Origin of the sequence: Curtobacterium sp. 24E2, assembly GCF_016925595.1 — a bacterium.
In the GTDB taxonomy this organism is placed as follows: Bacteria; Actinomycetota; Actinomycetes; order Actinomycetales; family Microbacteriaceae; genus Curtobacterium.
Genome location: NZ_CP068987.1, coordinates 3,570,367 through 3,590,073, shown reverse-complemented (window position 1 = coordinate 3,590,073; position 19,707 = coordinate 3,570,367). Strand labels below are relative to the sequence as shown.

General features: G+C 69.8%; 15 protein-coding genes and 4 pseudogenes. 11 read left to right on the top strand and 8 right to left on the bottom strand.

The genetic code is table 11. The annotated features are described in order from the left end of the window. Positions 1–73 precede the first annotated feature (73 nt). Both JN350_RS21220 and JN350_RS17560 read left to right on the top strand, forming a co-directional pair. Positions 74–534: pseudogene (locus JN350_RS21220) on the top strand (winged helix-turn-helix transcriptional regulator). A gap of 59 nt (positions 535–593) precedes the next feature. Then, complete coding sequence (locus tag JN350_RS17560) at positions 594–1,058, top strand: hypothetical protein (protein ID WP_205462998.1); 465 nt, start codon at positions 594–596, stop codon at positions 1,056–1,058. A gap of 57 nt (positions 1,059–1,115) precedes the next feature. Here JN350_RS17560 and JN350_RS17555 read toward each other — a convergent pair whose 3' ends face one another. Together JN350_RS17555 and JN350_RS17550 are read right to left on the bottom strand one after the other, a co-directional pair. Further along, positions 1,116–2,129, bottom strand: coding sequence for a LacI family DNA-binding transcriptional regulator (locus JN350_RS17555; protein WP_461963280.1), 1,014 nt, complete (start codon positions 2,127–2,129; stop codon positions 1,116–1,118). Between the two features lie 72 nt (positions 2,130–2,201). Next, positions 2,202–3,435 (bottom strand): annotated as a pseudogene (locus JN350_RS17550) (Gfo/Idh/MocA family protein). Positions 3,436–3,635: 200 nt separating this feature from the next. Between JN350_RS17550 and JN350_RS17545 the strand changes: the two are divergent. From JN350_RS17545 to JN350_RS17530, 4 genes are all read left to right on the top strand, one after another. After that, complete coding sequence (locus tag JN350_RS17545) at positions 3,636–4,613, top strand: carbohydrate ABC transporter permease (RefSeq protein ID WP_240347407.1); 978 nt, start codon at positions 3,636–3,638, stop codon at positions 4,611–4,613. 15 nt (positions 4,614–4,628) lie between these two features. Beyond that, positions 4,629–5,570: a carbohydrate ABC transporter permease gene (locus JN350_RS17540; protein ID WP_111084668.1), complete on the top strand. Its 942-nt coding sequence runs from the start codon at positions 4,629–4,631 to the stop codon at positions 5,568–5,570. Between the two features lie 24 nt (positions 5,571–5,594). Continuing rightward, complete coding sequence (locus tag JN350_RS17535; RefSeq protein ID WP_205462996.1) at positions 5,595–6,968, top strand: ABC transporter substrate-binding protein; 1,374 nt, start codon at positions 5,595–5,597, stop codon at positions 6,966–6,968. A gap of 96 nt (positions 6,969–7,064) precedes the next feature. Further along, the gene (locus JN350_RS17530) at positions 7,065–7,697 is read left to right on the top strand and encodes a ScbR family autoregulator-binding transcription factor (RefSeq protein ID WP_133937647.1); all 633 of its coding nucleotides are present in this window, start codon (positions 7,065–7,067) and stop codon (positions 7,695–7,697) included. On the opposite strand, the gene JN350_RS17525 is transcribed toward JN350_RS17530, so the two are convergent. From JN350_RS17525 to JN350_RS17510, 4 genes are all read right to left on the bottom strand, one after another. Further along, entirely contained in the window at positions 7,660–8,088 is a 429-nt protein-coding gene (locus JN350_RS17525) for a BLUF domain-containing protein (RefSeq protein WP_205462995.1), read from the bottom strand. The genes JN350_RS17530 and JN350_RS17525 overlap by 38 nt on opposite strands. Positions 8,089–8,151: 63 nt before the next feature. Further along, on the bottom strand, positions 8,152–9,297 hold the full coding sequence (locus tag JN350_RS17520; RefSeq protein WP_123291852.1) for an AI-2E family transporter: 1,146 nt from the start codon (positions 9,295–9,297) through the stop codon (positions 8,152–8,154). A gap of 71 nt (positions 9,298–9,368) precedes the next feature. Next, positions 9,369–10,583, bottom strand: a complete 1,215-nt coding sequence (locus JN350_RS17515) for an MFS transporter (RefSeq protein WP_205462994.1) — start codon at positions 10,581–10,583, stop codon at positions 9,369–9,371. Between the two features lie 107 nt (positions 10,584–10,690). Then, the gene (locus JN350_RS17510) at positions 10,691–11,644 is read right to left on the bottom strand and encodes a nuclear transport factor 2 family protein (RefSeq protein WP_205462993.1); all 954 of its coding nucleotides are present in this window, start codon (positions 11,642–11,644) and stop codon (positions 10,691–10,693) included. Positions 11,645–11,738: 94 nt separating this feature from the next. Here JN350_RS17510 and JN350_RS17505 point away from each other — a divergent pair, with 94 nt between their 5' ends. The 4 genes and pseudogenes from JN350_RS17505 (at position 11,739) to JN350_RS17490 (ending at position 14,203) form a co-directional block, all read left to right on the top strand. Next, positions 11,739–12,119, top strand: a complete 381-nt coding sequence (locus tag JN350_RS17505; protein ID WP_205462992.1) for a winged helix-turn-helix transcriptional regulator — start codon at positions 11,739–11,741, stop codon at positions 12,117–12,119. Positions 12,120–12,165: 46 nt separating this feature from the next. Next, positions 12,166–12,888 (top strand): MSMEG_4193 family putative phosphomutase, encoded by a 723-nt coding sequence (locus JN350_RS17500; protein ID WP_205462991.1) that lies wholly within the window; start codon positions 12,166–12,168, stop codon positions 12,886–12,888. A 33-nt stretch (positions 12,889–12,921) separates the two neighbouring features. Further along, a complete protein-coding gene (locus tag JN350_RS17495) occupies positions 12,922–13,449 on the top strand; it encodes a DUF3090 domain-containing protein (protein ID WP_111084657.1) in 528 nt (175 codons plus the stop codon). After that, positions 13,446–14,203: pseudogene (locus tag JN350_RS17490) on the top strand (SCO1664 family protein). Before JN350_RS17495 ends, JN350_RS17490 begins: the two are co-directional and overlap by 4 nt. 313 nt (positions 14,204–14,516) lie before the next feature. Here the strand turns inward: JN350_RS17490 and JN350_RS17485 are convergent. Together JN350_RS17485 and JN350_RS17480 are read right to left on the bottom strand one after the other, a co-directional pair. Next, positions 14,517–16,534 (bottom strand): annotated as a pseudogene (locus JN350_RS17485) (vWA domain-containing protein). Next, the gene (locus JN350_RS17480) at positions 16,527–17,912 is read right to left on the bottom strand and encodes a MoxR family ATPase (RefSeq protein ID WP_205462990.1); all 1,386 of its coding nucleotides are present in this window, start codon (positions 17,910–17,912) and stop codon (positions 16,527–16,529) included. The pseudogene JN350_RS17485 and the gene JN350_RS17480 overlap by 8 nt, the downstream one beginning before the upstream one ends. Positions 17,913–18,115: 203 nt before the next feature. Here JN350_RS17480 and JN350_RS17475 point away from each other — a divergent pair, with 203 nt between their 5' ends. Next, positions 18,116–19,570, top strand: a complete 1,455-nt coding sequence (locus JN350_RS17475; protein WP_311316827.1) for an MFS transporter — start codon at positions 18,116–18,118, stop codon at positions 19,568–19,570. The last annotated feature ends 137 nt before the right edge of the window (positions 19,571–19,707 follow it).

Here is a 19,707-nt window from a genome sequence, read left to right as displayed (position 1 = left end):
GACGAGAGAAGTTGAGTACGGAACCCGAACCTAGCACGTGTGTCCAGAAATCGAACCCAGCTAGGATGAACGCATGCTCGGCATCCTCGGCGGCGACGAGCGCTGCCCCATCGCACGGTCCCTCGACGTCCTCGGCGAGAAGTGGACGCTCATGATCGTGCGCGACGCCCTCGCCGGTTCCACGCGCTTCAGTCAGTTCCAGCAGAGCCTCGGCGTCCCGCGCGAGGTCCTCACTGCACGACTGGCCTCCCTCGTCGACGGGGAGTGCTCGAGCGCACGACCTACAAGCCGGAGGGCGCCCGGGCGCGCGAGGAGTACGTGCTCACCGACGCCGGCCGCGACCTCTCGCTGGTGCTGCTGGCACTCGGCGGCTGGGCCGACCGGTACCGGCCGTCCGAGCTGACGTCGGACCTGCGCTTCGTCGACACTGATTCCGGCGAGCCGGTCGAAGCGGTCGCGGTGACGCAGGAGTCCCAGCAGCGTGTGCCGCTCCAGCGGCTCACCGCCGTCATGGAGCGTGCGTCCGACACGTGACGCGGTCGTGTGCGGTGCCGATAGCGATCGATGTGGGACAACGAGACCGAACCGACACCGTGCCCGAGCAGGATCGATGGAAGCACTTCATGCCGAAGCGGACCAACGGGCGCGTGCCGACCGAGGTGGACGTGACTGCGTACTTACGCGCAGCGAAGGACGCGGATCTGCGGCAGAAGGTCCTCGGGGAACTGCGAGATCGATCGCAGCTCGGTCCGGGCATGTTCTTGCAGCTGCTCGGAGCGGGGACAGCGATGTTCGCCATCTTGGCGACGACCGCATCATCGGTCATCTCATCGATCGCGGCGTCGGATTCCGATGCCGCTTTCGGGTTCAGCCTCGTGTTCTACGTCGTGATCGTCACCGCGACGGTGATCTTCTTCGTCGTCTGTTTCCTCAGCGCCATCGTTCGGCAGCTGAAGTCACGGGTCGCTGCCGTTTGGCTGGCCGCTTACGAGGAGGCGGAACGCCGGCCGTGGTGGAAGCGATCACGAGGCAGCACGTGGGTGAACACGGCCAGCTGACGGACGGGAGGCCCGTGGCGGGCCCGACCCGCGCCTCCCGTCCGTCTGGTGGGTGCGTCAGCGACGCACGTCGCACCCGCAACTCGCGCCGAGGACCAACTCGGCGGGCACCAGGTCGCGGTGCCACTGGTTGTCCGCGTCGAGCCCGAGTACGCGGTCGACGGCGGCGGTCGCCATCGTCTCGATCGGCTGCCGGACCGTCGTGAGCTGCGGGTTCGTGTAGTCCGCCTCGGCACCGCCGTCGAACGACACGATCGCGACGTCCTCTGGTGCCCGCAGGCCGAGTTCCCACAGTGCCCGCAGCACGCCGACGGCCTGCATGTCCGAGCTGACGAAGACGGCGCGAGGTCCCGTCCCGTCCGCGAACATGCGGAGGCCGGCCTCGTACCCGCCCCGCCGGGTGAAGTCGCAGCGCACGATCGGGCCGTCCGGTAGCCCGGCGTCGCGCAGGGCCCGCATCCAGCCCTGTTCGCGGAGCTCCATCGAGCCGGCGTGCCCCATCACCAGGCCGATCGACCCGTAGCCGTGCTCGACCAGGTGCCGGGTGCCGTCGTGGGCGCCGCGCAGGGCGTCGACGCCGATGCTCGCGTAGTCGGGGACCTCGAAGAAGGTGTTGAGCAGGACGAGCGGGATGCCCGGGTCGGAGACGTTGGACAGGTCCGGGTGGGTCATGATGCTCGTCAGGATGATGCCGTCGACCTGCCGTGCCGACAGGCTGCGGAGCCGCTCGCGCTCTTGGGTGCCGTCACCGTCGCTGTTGGCGAGCAGGACGTCGTAGCCGCGGGCGGCCGCGGCGTGGGTGACCTCGACGGCGAGCTCCGACCAGAACGGGTTGTCGAGCTCGGGCACGATGAGCCCGAGCATCTTCGACGACCCGGTGCGCAGTGCCTGGGCACTGGCGTTCGGGCGGTACCCGAGGACCCGGATGGCGTCACGGACCCGGGCGGCGGTGGCGGCCGCCACGGGGCGGGGGCCGTCGTGCACGACATGGCTGACGACCGAGGTGCTCACGCCGGCGTACCGGGCGACGTCGGCGCGGGTGACCGCCCTCGGGGTCGTCGGGACGGTCACGGGTGCCACCTTCGTCGGGTCGGAAGTCGTTCGGGTGCCGGCCCGTGTGGACCGACACCCGAACACCACTTGCTATTCGCTGGCGATACTAGACGAGGGCACCGCCGAGGTCGTCTCCGGGGCGTCCCCGAAGTCCGGCACCTCGAGGCGTGCGCCGCCCTGCAGCGCGGACTGGTGGGCGATGATGCCCGGCAGCGTGAAGCGAGCGGCGGTCCAGGCGTTCACCGGCGGCAGGGTCCGGTCGACGACGGCGCGGACGAAGTCGTCGGCCAGGAACTGGTGCGAGCCCTCGTGCCCGGTCGGCACGCCGGCGTACTCGGCGGGCAGGCGGTCGGTGTCGTGCACCTCGGCGTACCCGGACACGAACGCGTCGCGCAGCGAGGGGTCGACCCCGGCGAGACGCGGGTCGTCGAGGTCCATCGTCGCCTGCGTGTTGATCTTGTCGCTGATGTCGTGCGAGTCCTCCTTGTCCTGCCAGACGCTGACCTTCGCGAGGCTGCTCGAGAGCTCGCCTCGGTGCCGAAGTAGCGGAAGCGCGACTCGCGGATGTGCGACGGGTAGCCGACACGGCGCATCTCGTTGATGCGCATGACGCCGCCGTTGTCGAGCTCGAACAGGGCCGTGGCGTTCGAGAAGTCGTTGTCAAACTGGCTGACGTCCTTGTCGAAGACGCCGTCGCCGCGGTCGTCCTTGACGCCGATGCAACTGACGCTGACCGCGTGGCCGGGGATGGCACCGAGGACGCCGCCGACCGAGTGGGTCGGGTACAGCATGGGCGGATAGCTTGCGGTGCGCTTCCAGTCCTCGCCGCCGCTGAACTGGTACGCGGCGTAGAACCCGAGGTCCATGTCGTGCACGTAGTCGCCCTCGGAGTAGAAGACCCGGCCGAAGGCGCCGTCGGCGACCTGCTTGCGGGCGAACACCGTCGCGGGGTTGTAGTAGCTCGTCTCGCCCATCATGTAGGTGAGCCCGGTCTCGCGGACGGCCTCGATGATGTCGCGGATCTCGTCGACCGAGATCGCCATCGGCACCGCCGAGTAGACGTGCTTGCCGGCCCGGAGCGCCTTGACGACGAGGGGGCCGTGCGTCCAGCGCTGGGTGAAGATCGCGACGGCGTCGACGTCCGAGGCGAGCACGGCGTCGAAGTCGGCGAACGTGCCGTCGAGGTGCTGCGACTCGACGAGCTCCGACGCACGGTCGTCGACGAGGTCGGTCACGAAGACGCGGTCGACGTCCGGGTGGAGCTTGAACAACTTGGCGAACTGGGGGCGAACTGGCCTGCGCCGACCATTCCGACAGAGATCATCAGTGACCTTTCCAAGGTGAGGGATGCGTCGCCGGGCAGGTCGCGCCGATGCGATCGAGCGCCATCCTGACACGATTGTCTACACGTGACAACCCCGGAATCAAACCGTGAAAGAGCCTCTTGCCACCCGCTGTCCCCACGTGTAGATTCCCGGCTCACGGACTGCTGCACGTCAGTCCACCGCAGACGAAGGAGTCGCGATGGCCACCGAGAGCCCTGTGTCGTCACCCTTGACGACCACCAGCACGAGACGGAGGAGTCGGGCAGCCGACCTCCCGCTCGCCAGCACCACCGTCCCACGCCGCCGCCGTCCCCGGAACGACCTGTGGCTCGCGCTGCTGTTCATCGCGCCGGCCGCGATCGGCTTCGTGGTGTTCCTCGCCTGGCCGACCGTGCGGGGCATCTACCTGAGCTTCACGTCCTACAACCTGCTCACCGAGCCGGAGTTCACCGGGCTGCAGAACTACGCCCGGCTCGTGCAGGACTCGATCTTCTGGCACTCGATGGCCGTCACCATCGAGTACGTGCTCATCAACATCGTCATCCAGACGGTCGTCGCGCTCTTCATCGCGGTGATGATGCACCGCCTGACGAAGTCGACCTTCGTGCGCGGCATCGTCCTGGCGCCCTACCTGGTGTCGAACGTCGTCGCGGCGCTCGTCTGGCTGTGGATCCTCGACACCCAGCTCGGCATCGGCAACGAGATGCTCGCGGCCCTCGGCCTGGACCGCATCCCGTTCCTGCAGAGCGACGTCTGGGGCATCCCGTCGATCGCGCTCATCAACGTGTGGCGGCACGTCGGCTACACGGCGCTCCTGATCTTCGCCGGACTGCAGTCGCTGCCCGAGACCGTCTACGAAGCCGGCCGCATCGACGGTGCGAGCGAGTGGAAGATGTTCTGGCGCATCACGGTGCCGCTGCTCCGCCCGATCCTGTCCCTGGTGCTCATCATCACCGTGATCGGGTCGTTCCAGGTGTTCGACACCGTCGCCGTCACCACGCAGGGCGGCCCCGCGAACGCCACGAACGTCGTGCAGAACTACATCTACAACCTGGCGTTCGGCCGGTTCCAGTTCGGCTACGCGTCCGCGGTCTCGGTCGCGCTCCTCATCGTCCTCAGCATCATCACGATCATCCAGTACCGCCTCACCCGCTCGGGTGAGTCGGACCTGGACTGAACGGAGCGCCGCACCATGACCACGACCCTCACCCGTTCCGTCACCACGAAGCGTCCGCCCCGACTCGGAGCCGGCCACCGTCGCCGTCCGTCGGTCGGCCGCGTCCTCGCCTGGGTCGCGATGATCATCGTCATCGTCGTCACCCTGTTCCCGTTCTACTGGATCCTGCGCACCGCCCTGTCGTCGAACGGTGCGATCAACTCCGACCCGACGTCACTGCTGCCCGTCGGGTTCAGCCTGGGCGGGTTCGAGCGGGTCCTCGGCCTGCAGTCCACCGAGGAGGCCCTGGCCCAGGGTGGCTCCGGCGCTGCCCTGAACTTCTGGCGGTACCTGCTCAACTCCGTGATCGTGTCGACGCTCGTCACGGTCGGCCAGGTGTTCTTCTCGGCCGCTGCCGCGTACGCCTTCGCCCGACTGCGCTGGCCCGGACGCGACAAGGTCTTCGGGGTGTTCCTCGCCGGCCTGATGGTGCCCGCGATCTTCACGCTGCTGCCGAACTTCACGCTCATCAAGCAGCTCGGGCTCGTCGACAACCTGCTCGGCATCGCGTTGCCGACGATGTTCATGACCCCGTTCGCGGTGTTCTTCCTGCGGCAGTTCTTCCTCGGCATCTCGAAGGAGGTCGAGGAGGCCGCGCTCATCGACGGCGCTGGCAAGGTCCGGGTGTTCTTCCGGCTCGTCATCCCGATGGCCGCCGCGCCGATCGCGACGCTCGCCGTGCTGACGTACATCACGAGCTGGAACGACTACTTCTGGCCGCTCATGGTGTCGTACACCGACAGCTCGCGGGTGCTCACCGTCGCACTCGGCGTCTTCAAGTCGCAGTCCCCCCAGTCCGGCACCGACTGGGCAGGGCTCATGTCCGCGACCCTCGTGGCGGCGCTCCCGATGATCGTGCTGTTCGGCGTCTTCGCCAAGCGGATCGTCAACTCCATCGGCTTCTCCGGGATCAAGTAGCCCCGGCTCGGACAGGACCACACCATGACGAACACCCTCTCCCGCCGCGCACTGTTCGCCGGCGGCGCCTCAGCCCTCGCCCTCGGTGCGCTCGCCGCCTGCTCGTCCCCGAGCCGGGGGACCGCGTCGAAGAGCGGCGCCCGCACCGTGAGCTACTGGCTCTGGGACTCCAACCAGCTGCCCGCCTACCAGCAGGTCGCGAAGGCCTTCCACCGTGAGAACCCCGACATCACGGTCCAGATCACCCAGCTCGGGTGGGCCGACTACTGGACCAAGCTGACGGCCGGGTTCATCGCCGGCACCGCGCCGGACGTCTTCACCGACCACCTGACGAAGTTCCCGCAGTTCTCCGACCTCGACGTGCTCTACAAGCTCGACGAGCTCGACGCGACGAAGTCCATCAGCGACGACGACTACCAATCCGGCCTTGCCGAACTGTGGAAGGGCCAGGACGGGCACCGCTACGGCTCGCCGAAGGACTGGGACACCATCGGGATGTTCTACGACCGGAAGGCGATGCAGCAGGCCGGCGTCTCCGACGACGAGCTCGCCACGCTCGAGTGGAACCCCGACGACGGCGGCTCGTTCGAGCGGATGCTCGCGCACCTGACCATCGACTCCAAGGGTCGGCGGGGTGACGAGCCCGGGTTCGACAAGGAGCACGTCGAGGTCTACGGCATCTCGTCGAACGGGTCCGGCGGCGACGGCTTCGGCCAGACGCAGTGGTCGCCCTTCACCGGGACGACGGACTGGTTCTACACGAACGAGAACCCGTGGGGCGACAGGTTCCGCTACGACGAGAAGACCGTGCAGGACACCCTCGCCTGGTACTACCGCCTGGCCGACAAGGGCTACATGGCGAAGTACGGCGTCTTCTCGACGACGACCGGTCCGGACGTCCAGCTCGGCGCGGGCAAGTGCGCGCTGTCCTTCAACGGCTCGTGGATGATCGGCACCTACCTGAACATGCAGGACCTCGACATCGCCGTCGCGCCGACGCCGATCGGGCCGACGGGCAAGCGGGCGTCGATGTTCAACGGGCTCGGCGACTCGATCACGAAGCAGGCGAAGGACCCGGAGGCGGCGGCGAAGTGGGTCGCGTTCCTCGGCAGCGACACCGCGCAGGAGATCGTCGGCCGCGCGGGCGTGGTGTTCCCGGCTCGCCCCGCCGGTACCGAGGCAGCGGTCGCGTCGTTCCGGAAGCGCGGGCTGGACGTGTCGGCCTTCACCCGGCAGGTCGAGGAGAAGACCACCTTCCTGTTCCCCGTCACCCGCAACCCGGCGGACGTGCAGGCGCTGCTGCAGCCGGCCTTCGACAACGTCTACGCGAACGGCAAGCCGATCTCGACGTTGACCGGCATCAACGAGCAGGTCAACAACCTGCTGGCGCTCACCTGAGCGCGCGGGTCGCCTGACGCGGTCTGACGCGATCACGATCGGACGGGAGGCGCGGTGCGGGCCCGCGCCGCGCCTCCCGTCCGTGAGACTGGTCACGTGGAACGACGTGAGCAGATCCTGGTGGCCGCTGCGGAGGAGTTCGACCGCGTCGGCTTCGCCGCCGCGACGATCGCGGCCATCGCCCGCGGGGCGGGCGTCTCGCAGGGGGCGCTGCACTTCCACTTCCCGACCAAGCTGGCCCTCGCGCTCGGTGTGATCGACGAGCAGAACGTCCGGACCTTCGACGTCGTGAGCCACACCGAGCAGTCACCAGCAGCTGCCCTGGTCGGCGCCTCACGAGCCATCGCGGACCTGCTGCGGACCGACCCGATCGTGCGGGCGGGCATCCGGTTGTCACTCGAGCGCGGCGAGTTCCACGCGGCGACGGTCAGCTTCTACGAGCAGTGGATCGGCGGGATCGTCGACGTGTTCCGGCTGGCGATCGCGAGCGGCGAGCTCCGCACCGACCTGACCGCGGAGCAGCTCGGTGCCACTGTCGTGCCGTACTTCACGGGCGTGCAACTGGTGTCCGACGTCCGCACCGGGCGAGCCGACCTGTTCCCCGCGGTCGCGACGATGTGGCGGCTGGTCCTGACGGCCACGGCGGACCCGGCGCACCGCGACCGGTTGCTCGGGGTCGTCGACGACGCGTTCAGCGGTCGTGGAGTTCGCGGTCGCGGAACCACTTGAGCAGCCACGCGGCGCTCGTGCGGTCGAACGACCGCGGGAAGTCCGTCCCGCCGGACAGGAACGGACTGAAGCCCGGCTCCGCGTGGACGTCCGCGTCGTCGAGCGAGCGGTAGGCCATCGACCAGCCGTCGAAGCGTCGTCGCTCGATGTCCTCGCGGATGAGCGACTTCACCTCGCCGTGCCGCGGATCACGGCTGATCGCGGCGAACCGGTCGTCGACGCTCCACGCGGGACCCTCGAGCAACTGCATGAAGCGGCCGCCCTTCACGACGAGCAGCCCGGAGACACCGAGCGCCTCGTTGCGGAGCCGTGAGCCGTCGAGCAGCGTCGCGAGGTCGTCGTCGTCGAAGGGGACGACGGCGCGACTCATGTAGACGATGGAGACGAGCACGTGTTCATCTTCGTGCGACGGACGCGATTGCGCGAAACGGATGTCCGCAGAACGCCCCGGAGCTCAGTCGGCGGGGAGTTCGTGGGCCGTGACGTCCTCGTTGCGCTTCTTGCGCCACGGACGCGCGGGGGTGTTCGGGCCGTCCCAGACCAGGATCGCGCCCCACGCGGCGGCCAGCAACGGCACCGAGATGATGGCGCCGGTGATGCCCGCCAGGACGGTGCCCGCGGTCAGGCCGATCAGGATGACCAGGCCGTGCAGCTTGAGGGTGCGTCCCATCAGCACCGGCTGGAGCAGGTTGCCCTCGAGCTGGTTCACGAGGATCACGATCCCGACGACGATGAGCGCCTGGACGGGACCGAGTGCGACGAGCGCGACCAGGGCCGCGAGGATGCCGGCCGCGGTCGCACCGACGATCGGGATGAAGGCCGTGATGAACACGACGACGGCCAGGGGGAGTGCCAGCGGGACGCCGACGATCGCGATGCCGACACCGATGCCGATGGCGTCGACGGCCGCGACCGTGGCGGTGCCTCGGACGTACCCGCCGAGGGTCGAGACCACGCGGTCGCCGACCCGGCGTGCACGGTCGTAGCGCTCACCGGTGAACGGGCGGAGCAGGAACTCCCAGATGCTCGGGCCGTCCTTGAGGAAGAAGAACAGCACCACGATCATCAGCACGAGTCCGGTCAGGAAGTTCGCGGTGGCCGAGGCGCCGGCCAGGGCACCGGAGCCGAACTGCGCACTCGTGATGAAGTCGGTGACGGACGCCACGGCGTCGTCGACCTGCTTGTCCGAGATCGAGATGGGCAGGTTCTTCGCGAAGTCCTGCAACTGCTGGAACCCGTCGACGGCCGACTTCTGCAGCTGCGACCACTGGTTCTCGACGGCGACGACGATGAGCCACCCGATGAGCCCGAGCACCGCGAGGACGCCGATGAGCACCGCGAGGGTCGCGAGGACCGACGGCACCTTGTGCTTGCGCAACCAGGACACGATCGGGTGCATGGCCGAGGCGATGATGAGCGCGAGGAGCACCGGGATGGTGACGACGCTCAGCACGCTGCCGGCGTAGACGACGCCGGCGATGACCACCACGACGATGATCACCTGCAGGCACCGCGTCGCCAGGCGGCCCGTCGAGTCGGACCACGCCGCCTGGATCTTCGAGGGGGTGGTCGGCTGGGGGCTGTCGCGGAAGAACGGCATGGGATCGACCGTACCGATCCGCGGGGCGGCGCGCCCGGACCCGCGCTCGCACCCGCGCGCGGCGTCGCGGATCAGGTGGGGACGGTCCGCCGGACGTCGGCGTCGCGGGAGTCCCGGGCGGCGGGCGCGACGAGGAAGGCGGCGACGAGCAGCACGAGGGGCACGAGCATCGCGGCCTGCAGCCCGAGGTGCTCGCCGACGAAGCCGAGCAGGGGCGGTCCGACCAGGAACGCGATGTAGCCGGCGGTGGCCACGACCGACACCCGGCGGTCCCCGTCGGTCGGGTGGTCACCCGCTGCCGAGATCGCGAGCGGGAACCCGAGAGCGATGCCGAGTCCCCAGACGGCCGCGGCGATCGCTGTGACGACCGGACTCGGCGAGACCACCACGAGCAGGACCCCGATCCCGCCGACCGCGGCGCAGAGCCGGACGACCGGGCCTCGCCCGAGCCGCGTGACGAGCGGGGTGCCGGCCGACCGGCCGATGAGCATGGCGAGCGCGAACCCGGTGAAGACCAGCGAGCCGACCGCTTCCGGGGCGTCGTGGTCGGTCGTCATCAGGAGCGGGAGCCAGTCGCTGGCCGCACCCTCGGCGAAGGCCATCGCGAGCGTGATCACCGCGATGAGGGCGAGCTGCACGGTGATGACGGAGCGGCGGGTCGCCGTGGTGACGCGGGACGCGCCGGCGGCGTCTGCGGTGTCGGCTCCCTCCGTCTGCACTCCGGCACGCGGGAGGGGCTGCAGGTTGAGGGCAGCGAACGCCGCGAGTGCCGCCATCCCCGCAGCCCCCACCAGCAGGTGCACGACCACCGGTATCCGGGCAGCCGTCATCGCGATGCCGACGACCCCGCCGACGACGGTCCCCAGGCTGAAGCAGGCGTGCAGCACCGGCACCACCGGGCGGCCGATGTGTCGTTCGACCGCGGCGGCCTCGACGTTCAGCCCGATCTCGGCGACGCCGGACCCGAACCCGATCAGGAACAGCCCCGCCCAGACACCCGCCGGCACCTGCGCCGGGGCGAGCAGGGCGACGAGGACCATCCCGACCACGGGCAGCGCGCCGCCGAGCAGGACCAACGGTCGTGTCCCGAGCCGTCGGACGAGCGCACCGGCACCGAGGATCCCGATCATCGACCCGATCGACAGCCCGAGGAGCACGAGCCCCATCGCCTCGATCGACGCCCCGAGTTCGTCGCGGATGGCGGGCGTCCTGGTCACCCACGTGGCGATGCCGAAGCCGGTCATCGTCGACGTGGCGAACAGGGCCCCTCGAGGGTGCCGGGTCATGTGACCATCTGATCGGTCCGCCGACGGCCCGTCAAGGGTTCGGTCGTCCGGCGCGCGCTCGGCGGCGGAGCGTGCCCACGGCGCGAGCAGCGGTCGAGCTGATCGCGCTAGCTCGTGGGGACGACGTCCCAGTGCTCGCGGATGAGGCCACCGTCGACGCGGAACAGGTCAGCAGCGAGCAGCGGGTCGCCGGGCTTCGCTCCGACCGCCCGGGAGAAGGTCCAGACGACGTCGCCGTCGGAGAGCGAGATGACGGACTGCTGTGCCGGGAACGGCGCACCGCTCCCGAACAGTTGCTTCAGGGCCGCCGTCCCGTTCGGAGCAACCGAGTTGTGCTGCAGGTACGCGGGGTCGAAGGCGCGGTCGAGGATCGACGCGTCGTGGTCCCGGAACAGCGTGTCGTACGCCGAGACCGCGAAGACGCGGTTGCGTTCTTCCTGACGTTCCGACGGCGCGGCGGTCGGACGTGCCGGCCGGTACAGGTCGCTGAACATGGTGTTCGTGTTCCCGCTGGCCGGTGTGCCCGTCGGGATGGGCTGCTCGAGCGACCAGTGCTCGACGACCCGGCCGTGCTGGAGGCGGAACAGGTCGACGGCGGCGTCACCGCGGCGTTCGTCGCACGGGTCCGGTGCGATCTGCCAGTGCACGGCGACCAGGTCGCCGTCGGCTGCGGAGTGCTTGACGACTGCTCGTGCACCGGGAACACGGGCGCGGTCGGCCGAGAACTGTGCGAGGAGGCCGTCCGGCCCGGCGGCGGTTCCCGCTCCGTGCGCGATCGCGCTCGGGGAGACGAGTCGAGCCGCGAGCTGCCGGGAGGACCTGCTGCCGGGATCAGCGAAGGTCTGGGTGATGAGCCGCCGGACGCTGCTGGCGTTGCGGTGTTCGGTGACGGTGTCCCGTCGATCCGCGGCGGCCGTCGCGCTCGACTGCTGCCGGGCTGCGGGGGCAGCGACCGCCGGCGTGGAGACGGCGAGTCCGGTGATGAGGGCGGCTCCGGCGGCGACGGCCGCGCCACGGGCGACACGGCTGGAGCGTGCGCGTGCGATCAGGTCGTTAGTCATGGTGTTCTCCTGTTCGTGTGACGTCATCGGGTGGTCGCAGCATCGCAGGAAACTCTCTCGAGCACAGGTACGCACCTTTTTGTAAGCTGCTCACATGGACGTCGGAATCGTGGAACCGCCTGCACCACCCGCACGCGACGAGGATGCTTCCGCACGCTTCCCCGCGGCGTGTCCGTCGCGAGTCGTGCTCACACACGTCACGAGCCGGTGGGGCGTCCTCGTGCTCCTCGCGCTCGAGCCGGGCAGCATGCGCTGGAGCGAACTGCGACGCACCATCGAGGGGATCAGCGAGAAGATGCTCGCCTCGACCCTGCGGACCCTGGAGCACGACGGGATCGTGACCAGGGTCGCCCAGCCCACGATCCCGCCCCGGGTGGACTACTCGCTCTCCGAGAGCGGCGCCGAACTGGCTGCGCGACTCGTCCCGCTGATGGACTGGATCCTCGAGCACGCCGACACCATCGTGGGTCGCTGACCGCCGTTGCGCTCGACCACCTGGCCGTGATCGTAGGATCGGGCACATGGCGACCGTCCTCCTCGTCCGACACGGACGCACCACCGCGAACGCCACGGGCGTGCTCGCCGGACGCACCGCCGGCGTGCGACTCGACGCCGTCGGCCGGAAGCAGGCCGACCGCACCGCGGAGCGCATCGCCCCCGTGCCGGTCGTGGCCGTCGTGTCGAGTCCGCTCGAGCGGTGCCGGCAGACGGCCCGGGCGATCCTGGAGCGACAGTCGGGCGACCCCGCGTCGGCCATCGAGCGGGCGATCACCGAGGCCGACTACGGCGAGTGGCAGGGGCGGAAGCTCGCCGACCTGACGAAGGAGCCGCTGTGGCGGACGGTGCAGGCGAACCCGAGCGCCGTGGTGTTCCCCGGTGGCGAGTCCATGCAGACCATGCAGTCCCGGGCGGTGTCGGCCGTCCGTCGCATCGACGCCGAGGTCGAGGCGGAGCACGGGCCCGGAGCGGTGTGGGTCGCGGTGAGCCACGGCGACATCATCAAGTCCGTCCTGGCCGACGCGTTCGGCATGCACCTCGACCTGTTCCAGCGCATCGGCGTCGGACCGGCGTCGGTGTCGGTCGTGCGGTACGGCGAGCACCGGCCCGAGGTGGTCGCGACGAACACCGAGTCCGGCGACCTCTCGTGGCTCGCGGCCGCTCCGGCGCCCAGCGGGGACGCGACGGTCGGTGGTGGGGCCGGACATCCGGAGGCTCCGTCCGAGACAGGCCCTGCCAGACCCTGAACGGGCGCAGGCCCGCACTCCTACAATGCGGGTATGCCCTCCATCGTCCACGGCTTCGACTGGCCGGACCGCCTCGTCGTCGGCACCATCGGCCGTCCGGGCGAGCGCACCTTCTACCTGCAGGCTCGCTCCGGCAAGCGTGTCACCAGCGTCACCCTCGAGAAGGAACAGACCGCTGTGCTCGCCGAGAAGATCGACGAGCTGCTGGACGAGGTCGCCACGGTCGAGGCGAACCGCTTCAGCGTGCCGGACACCGCCCCCGCGGAGCTCCGCGACCCGGAACCGCTCGACCAGCCGGTGGAGCCCGAGTTCCGAGCCGGTGCCCTGAGCCTGGGCTTCGACCCGTCGACGGCGCAGGTGGTCATCGAGGCGTACCCGATCGACGACGACGTCGAGATCGTGTCCGAGGAGAGCGAGGACGGCCTCGAGATCGAGGCGGTCGTCGAGATCCCCGAACCCGACGAGCTGTTCCAGGTCAAGATCCCGGTCGGTACCGCGCGCGCGTTCGTCGAGCGCACCCGCGAGATCGTCGCCGCTGGCCGTCCGCCCGGCGACGCATGAGCGACGGCTCACTGAGCATCACGGCGCGGATCCGCGAGGCCTCGAACGCGACGTTCCTGGCCGAGCTGGACGGTGAGGCGGTCGTCTACAAGCCGATCGAGGGGAGCGCCCGCTCTGGGACTTCCCCGACGGCACGCTCGCCGGCCGAGAGGTCGCGGCGCACCTGGTGTCCGAGGCGTTCGGCTGGGGCATCGTGCCTCCTACATGGCTCGGTGACGGCCCGTTCGGCCCCGGCATGGTGCAGCGCTGGCAGACCGTCGACCCGGACCAGGACGCCGTCGACCTGGTCACCCCCGAGACCGCCGAGGCGGACGGTTCACCGTGGCTGCCCGTGCTCGAGGCGATCGACGAGCACGACCAGCCGGTGACGCTCGTGCACGAGGACTCCGAGGCGTTGCGCCGCATGGCCGTCTTCGACGTCGTCGTGAACAACGCCGACCGCAAGGGCGGCCACGTGCTGGCGATGCCCGACGGACACCGGTTCGGTGTCGACCACGGGCTGGCCTTCCACGTCGAGCACAAGCTCCGCACGGTGCTGTGGGGGTGGATCGGTGAGCCGCTCGGGCCGGACGAACTCGAGGGGCTCGACCGGGTCTCGGAAGCGCTCCGCGGTGCCCTGGGCGACGAACTCGCCGACCACCTGACGCCGGAAGAGGTCGACACGGTGCGCGCGCGGTGTGCAGCACTCCGGGCCGTCGGCATCTTCCCGCCACCGCCGGGGCACGGCCCCGCGGTGCCCTGGCCGTTGTTCTGACGCGAGACGTCCCCTGCCCGGCGATTCCGGGTCGGTGGGGCCCGTCGGGTCCGGACCCCGCCGACCGGTCCGCGTCCGTGATCCGTGGACGCGGAAACCCGTGAGGTGGCGTGCGCCGTTGCACTCCGGGACCTCGCGGGAGTCGACCGGTCGAGAACGGATCAGGTGCACTCGGCCGACCGCTTCCGGCGCACCGACGACGTCGGCGCAGGAAGAACGATCACGGCGGCCGGGGTCTGGGGCAACTGTGGTGGCGCTCAGCATACGACTGCGGAGCCCCGCGCAACAGTCCCTGTCGGGATCGACTCGGCGGCTAGTCGAACAACGACGGCCCGCCGCGGCGCGACCCCAGGTACGACCCCACGACGGCGACGCCGAGGTCGTCGTTCTCCGGAGCGACGACCGAGCCGTCCACCCGCTTCGCCATCGCGTCGATGAACCGTGCCAGCCCCGGGTCGTCGCCGAGGCGGAAGAACGTCGTCTGGGCGCCGAGACGACGGGCGTTCTCGAGCTCCCGAACGGTCAGGGCGATCGTCACCGGGTCCGGCGGGTAGTCGAACCACACCTGGCCGTTCGGCTCGAGGTGTGACGTCGGTTCCCCGTCGGTGACGATGAGCAGCACGGGTTGCGCGGTCGGGTGCTTCCGGAAGTGCCGGTTGGCGAGGAGCAGTGCGTGGTGCAGGTTCGTGCCCTTGTCCCACATGGCGTCGAGACCCACGAGCTGCTCGATGTCGACGACCTCGGCCTCGCGGCCGAACGCGATCAGTTGCAGGTCGTCGCCGCGGAACCGCGTCGAGACGAGCGTGTGCAGCGCCAGGGCCGTGCGCTTCATCGGCACCCAGCGGTCCTCCATCGCCATCGAGAACGAGGTGTCGACGAGCAGCGCCACGCAGGCCTGAGTGCGGGACTCGGTCTCCTGCACCTCGACGTCGTCGATGGTCAGGCGGACGCCCGGGCCGACCCGTCCGTCGGCCGCGGTCCGGGTCAGCGCGTTCGTGATCGACCGGGTGACGTCCCACGGCTCGGTGTCGCCGTACGCCCACTGCCGGGTCGCGCCCGAGGGCTCGCCGGCCGCGCCGGACTGCCGGACGTCGCGGGCACCCTGTCGGCCGGACATCCGCTCGGCGACGTCACGGAGCAGGCTCTTGCCGAGCTGCCGCATGGCCTTCGGGGTGAGCCGGAGCTGCCCGTCGGCTCCACGGCGCATCGCCCCGGAGCTCCGCAGCGCCTTCTCGAGCTGCTGCAGGGTCCGGGCGTCCACGGCGGCCTCGGCGCCGAGCTGCCGGGTCAGGGCGTCGAGGTCCAGGTCGTCGAGCTCGGAGCCCGGTCCGGACTGGGCGAGTTGGTCGGCGAGGGCGTCGAGGTCGGCGATGTCCTGGAAGACCCCGGTGCCGTCGCCGAGTCCGAGCCCCTGGTCGCCCTCCATGCGCTCGGATCCGCCCCAGTCCTCACCGGGCCGCAGGGACCGCAGGTTGCCGTCGAGCTGGGAGAGCTGCCCCATCAGGTCGGGGGAGCCGAAGGCCTGCTGGGCGAGGGCGTCGAGTTCGTCGCGCTGCTCCTCGGTCATCGAGTTCCGCATCCGCTGGGCGGCGGCGGCCCGTGCCGCGAGGTCGTCGAGCAGCTCGTCGACGTTCGCGGGGTTCGACGGGAAGTACTCGCCGTGCTCGGCCATGAACGCGTCGAACTGCTCCTGCGAATCGGTGCCGGCGCGGTGGTCCTCGAGCAGCTGGTTGAGGTCCTGCATCATCGCGCTGACCGCGGCCCGGTCCTCGTCCGTGGCGCCCTCGAGCGCCTGCTTCATGCCGGCGAAGCGCTGGTCGAGCACCTCGCGGCCGAGCAGGTCCTTGATCTCGTCGTACTTCTGCCGCGCCTCGCGGCTCGTCCAGTCGTACCCCCGAGCTCCTGCACCGCGGCGGCCGGCGACGGGGACAGGCTGTCGAGCTGCATCTCGGCCAGGGCGCGGTCGCCGTCGTCGAGGTCGACGTTGCGGGCGAGTTCGCCGCGTTCGGCACGGAGCGCCTGGTCGAGCAGTTCGCGGACCTGCTGCAGGGTGCCGTCGAGGTTGTTCTTCGCGGTGAGTTCCCGCCGCCGTTCCGCGACCTTGCGCGCGAGGTCGTCGAGTCCGCGCTGCGTCCGGCCGCCTCGGCGCAGGAACTCCCGCATGGCGCGTTCCGGTGAGGTGCCGGCCATCACGTCCTGCCCGATGGCGTCGAGCGCTTCGGCGAGGTCGGCGGGTGGCGCGAGCGGATCCGGACCGTCGTGGTACTTCCCGTACAGCGCTGCGGCCCCGTACCGGGTGTCCCGCGTCAGTCGTCGGTTCTGCCTAGCCATAGACCGCTTCGCCCCCGCCGGACTCCTTGCTGATGCGGCGAGCGAGGAAGAGCCCCTCGAGTGCGAGTTCGATCGCACCCGCGCGCTCGCCGTCGTTCGTGGCGCCGAGACGCTCGCAGACCTGGTCGTACAGGTCCGACTCACCGATCGACGGCAGCCCCTCGAGGAACGCCCGTGCGCCGACCTGTTCGCCCGTCGTCACCATCGTCCCGCCGTCGAGGGCCTCGACGAGCACCCCGAAGTCGAGCCCGCGGAACCGGGCACGCACCGTCTCGGCCGTGGCGGTCCGCAGCAGGTGTTCGAGGACCTCGTCCGCCCGGTCCTCCTCGCCGTTCTCGAACTCGATCTTTCCGCCGAGTACGTCGACCGCGGTCTCGAGGTCGATCGGTCGCGCGACGGCGTCCGGCTCACCCTGGCGTGCCGCACGGTGCACGGCCGCCGCGGCCACCGTCTCGGCGCCGGCGATCGCGAACCGGGCGCTGACACCGCTGCGCTGGTCGACCGCGCTCGACCCGCGCAGGGCACGGGTGAAGCGGGCGAGGATCTCGACGATCGCGTCCGGCACCTCGGCGGTGAGCTGCGCCTCCTGCCGGATGACGGCGATCTCGTCCTCGAGCTCGATCGGGTAGTGGGTCCGGATCTCCGCGCCGAAGCGGTCCTTCAGTGGCGTGATGATCCGGCCGCGGTTCGTGTAGTCCTCCGGGTTCGCGCTGGCCACCACGAGCACGTCGAGGGGGAGCCGGAGCACGTAGCCACGGATCTGGACGTCGCGTTCCTCCATCACGTTGAGCATCGCGACCTGGATGCGTTCGGCCAGGTCGGGCAGCTCGTTGATCGCGACGATGCCGCGGTGGCCCCGGGGGACGAGTCCGAAGTGGATCGTCTCCGGGTCGCCCAGGCTGCGCCCTTCGGCGACCTTCATCGGGTCGACGTCGCCGATCAGGTCGGCGACGCTCGTGTCCGGCGTCGCGAGCTTCTCGACGTAGCGGTCGTCGCGGTGCCGCCACGAGATCGGCAGGGCGTCACCGAGGTCTTCGGCTCGGCGGGCACTGGCGGTGGTGATGGGCTCGTAGGGGTGCTCGCCGAGTTCGGAGCCGGTGATCACCGGGGTCCACTCGTCGAGCAGGCCCTGCAGGGTGCGGAGCAGGCGGGTCTTGCCCTGGCCGCGCTCGCCGAGCAGGACGACGTCGTGTCCGGCGATCAGGGCTCGTTCGAGTTGCGGGATCACGGTCGTCTCGAACCCGTGCAGGCCGGGCCAGGGGTCGTCTCCCGCGCGCAGCGCGGTGAGCAGGTTGTCGCGGATCTCGGCGCGGACCGTCTTCTGGACGTGGCCAGAAGTGCGGAGCTCGCCGACCGTGCGGATGTCGGGTCGGGTCACGTTCTGGACGTTACGCCGTTGCGGACGGGAGGCGCGGTGCCAGCTGGCACCGCGCCTCCCGTCCGCTTGTGGGTTTCCATAGCAACCGCAATGATTGAGACTCCGGCATCGGAGCCGGATTCGATAGGGGGATCCGGCTCCGAGCCGGCCCCGTCGTACCGAATGTGAACCACCTCGCCGATCTCGGCGTACGTTCCCCTCTCGTGAGCAGCACGAACGGGGCGATCAAGAGCCTGGTCCCCGCCAGGATGGACAGACTGCCGTGGACACGGTTCCACTGGAGTGTCGTCGTCGGACTCGGGGTCTCCTGGATCCTGGACGGGCTGGAGATCCAGATCGTCTCCAACGCGGGCTTCCAGGCCGACCTGAACCTGTCGACGCAACAGGTGACCTCCCTCGGCACGATCTACCTGGTCGGCCAGGTGGTCGGCGCGCTGGTGTTCGGGCGCATGTCCGACCGGCTCGGGCGGCGCAAGCTCTTCATCCTGACGCTCGCCATCTACCTGATCGGATCGGGCGTCGCCGGTCTCGCCCAGGACTTCTGGTTCCTCGCCGCGTTCCGGTTCGTCGCGGGCCTCGGCATCGGCGGCGAGTACGCGGCGATCAACTCCGCGATCGACGAATTGATCCCGGCGAAGTACCGCGGCCACGTCGACATCGCGATCAACGGCACCTACTGGGGCGGCGCCGCGCTCGGTGCCTTCGCGAACATCTACCTGCTCGACACGGCCAACTTCTCGGAGAGCATCGGCTGGCGCATCGGCTTCTTCCTCGGCCCGGTGCTCGGCATCGCGATCATCTTCCTGCGGCGGCACATCCCCGAGAGCCCACGCTGGCTCATGACCCACGGGCGCGAGGAAGAGGCCGAAGCGACCGTCACCCAGATCGAGGAGGCGGTCGAGAAGTCCACCGGCAAGCGGCTGCCGGACGTCGACGAGTCGAAGGCCATGACCGTCACGCCGACCGACCGTGTCGGGTTCCTGACCATCGCGCGCGTGCTGCTCAAGCAGTACCCGACGCGCACCCTGGTCGGGGCATCGATGATGATCACGCAGGCGTTCCTCTACAACGCGATCTTCTTCACCTACGCGCTCGTCCTGACGAACTTCTTCGGCCTGAAGACCGCGCAGACGTCGATCTACTTCTTCCCGTTCGCGATCGGCAACCTGCTCGGACCGATCATCCTCGGTCGGTTCTTCGACACGTGGGGCCGCCGGCAGATGATCTTCCTGACGTACCTGGTGTCCGGGCTCGTCCTGGCCACCTCGGCGTTCCTGTTCCGTGCCGACGCGATCTCGGCGACGGTGCAGGTGGCCTTCTGGTGCGTGTCGTTCTTCTTCGCCTCCGCCGGTGCCTCGAGTGCGTACCTGACGGTCAGCGAGATCTTCCCCCTTGAGCTGCGGTCGCAGGCCATCTCGTACTTCTTCGCCCTCGCGCAGATCTTCGGTGCGGTCGCGCCGCTGATCTACGGTGCCTTCATCGGGGACGGGTCGTCGCGTGAACCGCTCTTCTGGGGGTACTTGCTCGGCTCAGCGGTGATGATCGGCGGTGGGGTGATAGCCCTGGTCTTCGGGGTCGATGCGGCGCGGAAGGGGCTCGAGGACGTCACGCAACCCCTGTCCGTCCTGACCGGGGACGCGGAGCAACAGCGGCGCTGACCGCCGAAGGCGGTCATGCAACATTCTGTATTCAGAGTGTTTAGCACGGCCGCCGTCGGGGTGTCACCGTGCTGGCATGGCACTCCTCCACAGCGCGACACCCACTACGACGATCCACGACGGTGCCGGTGCGGTCG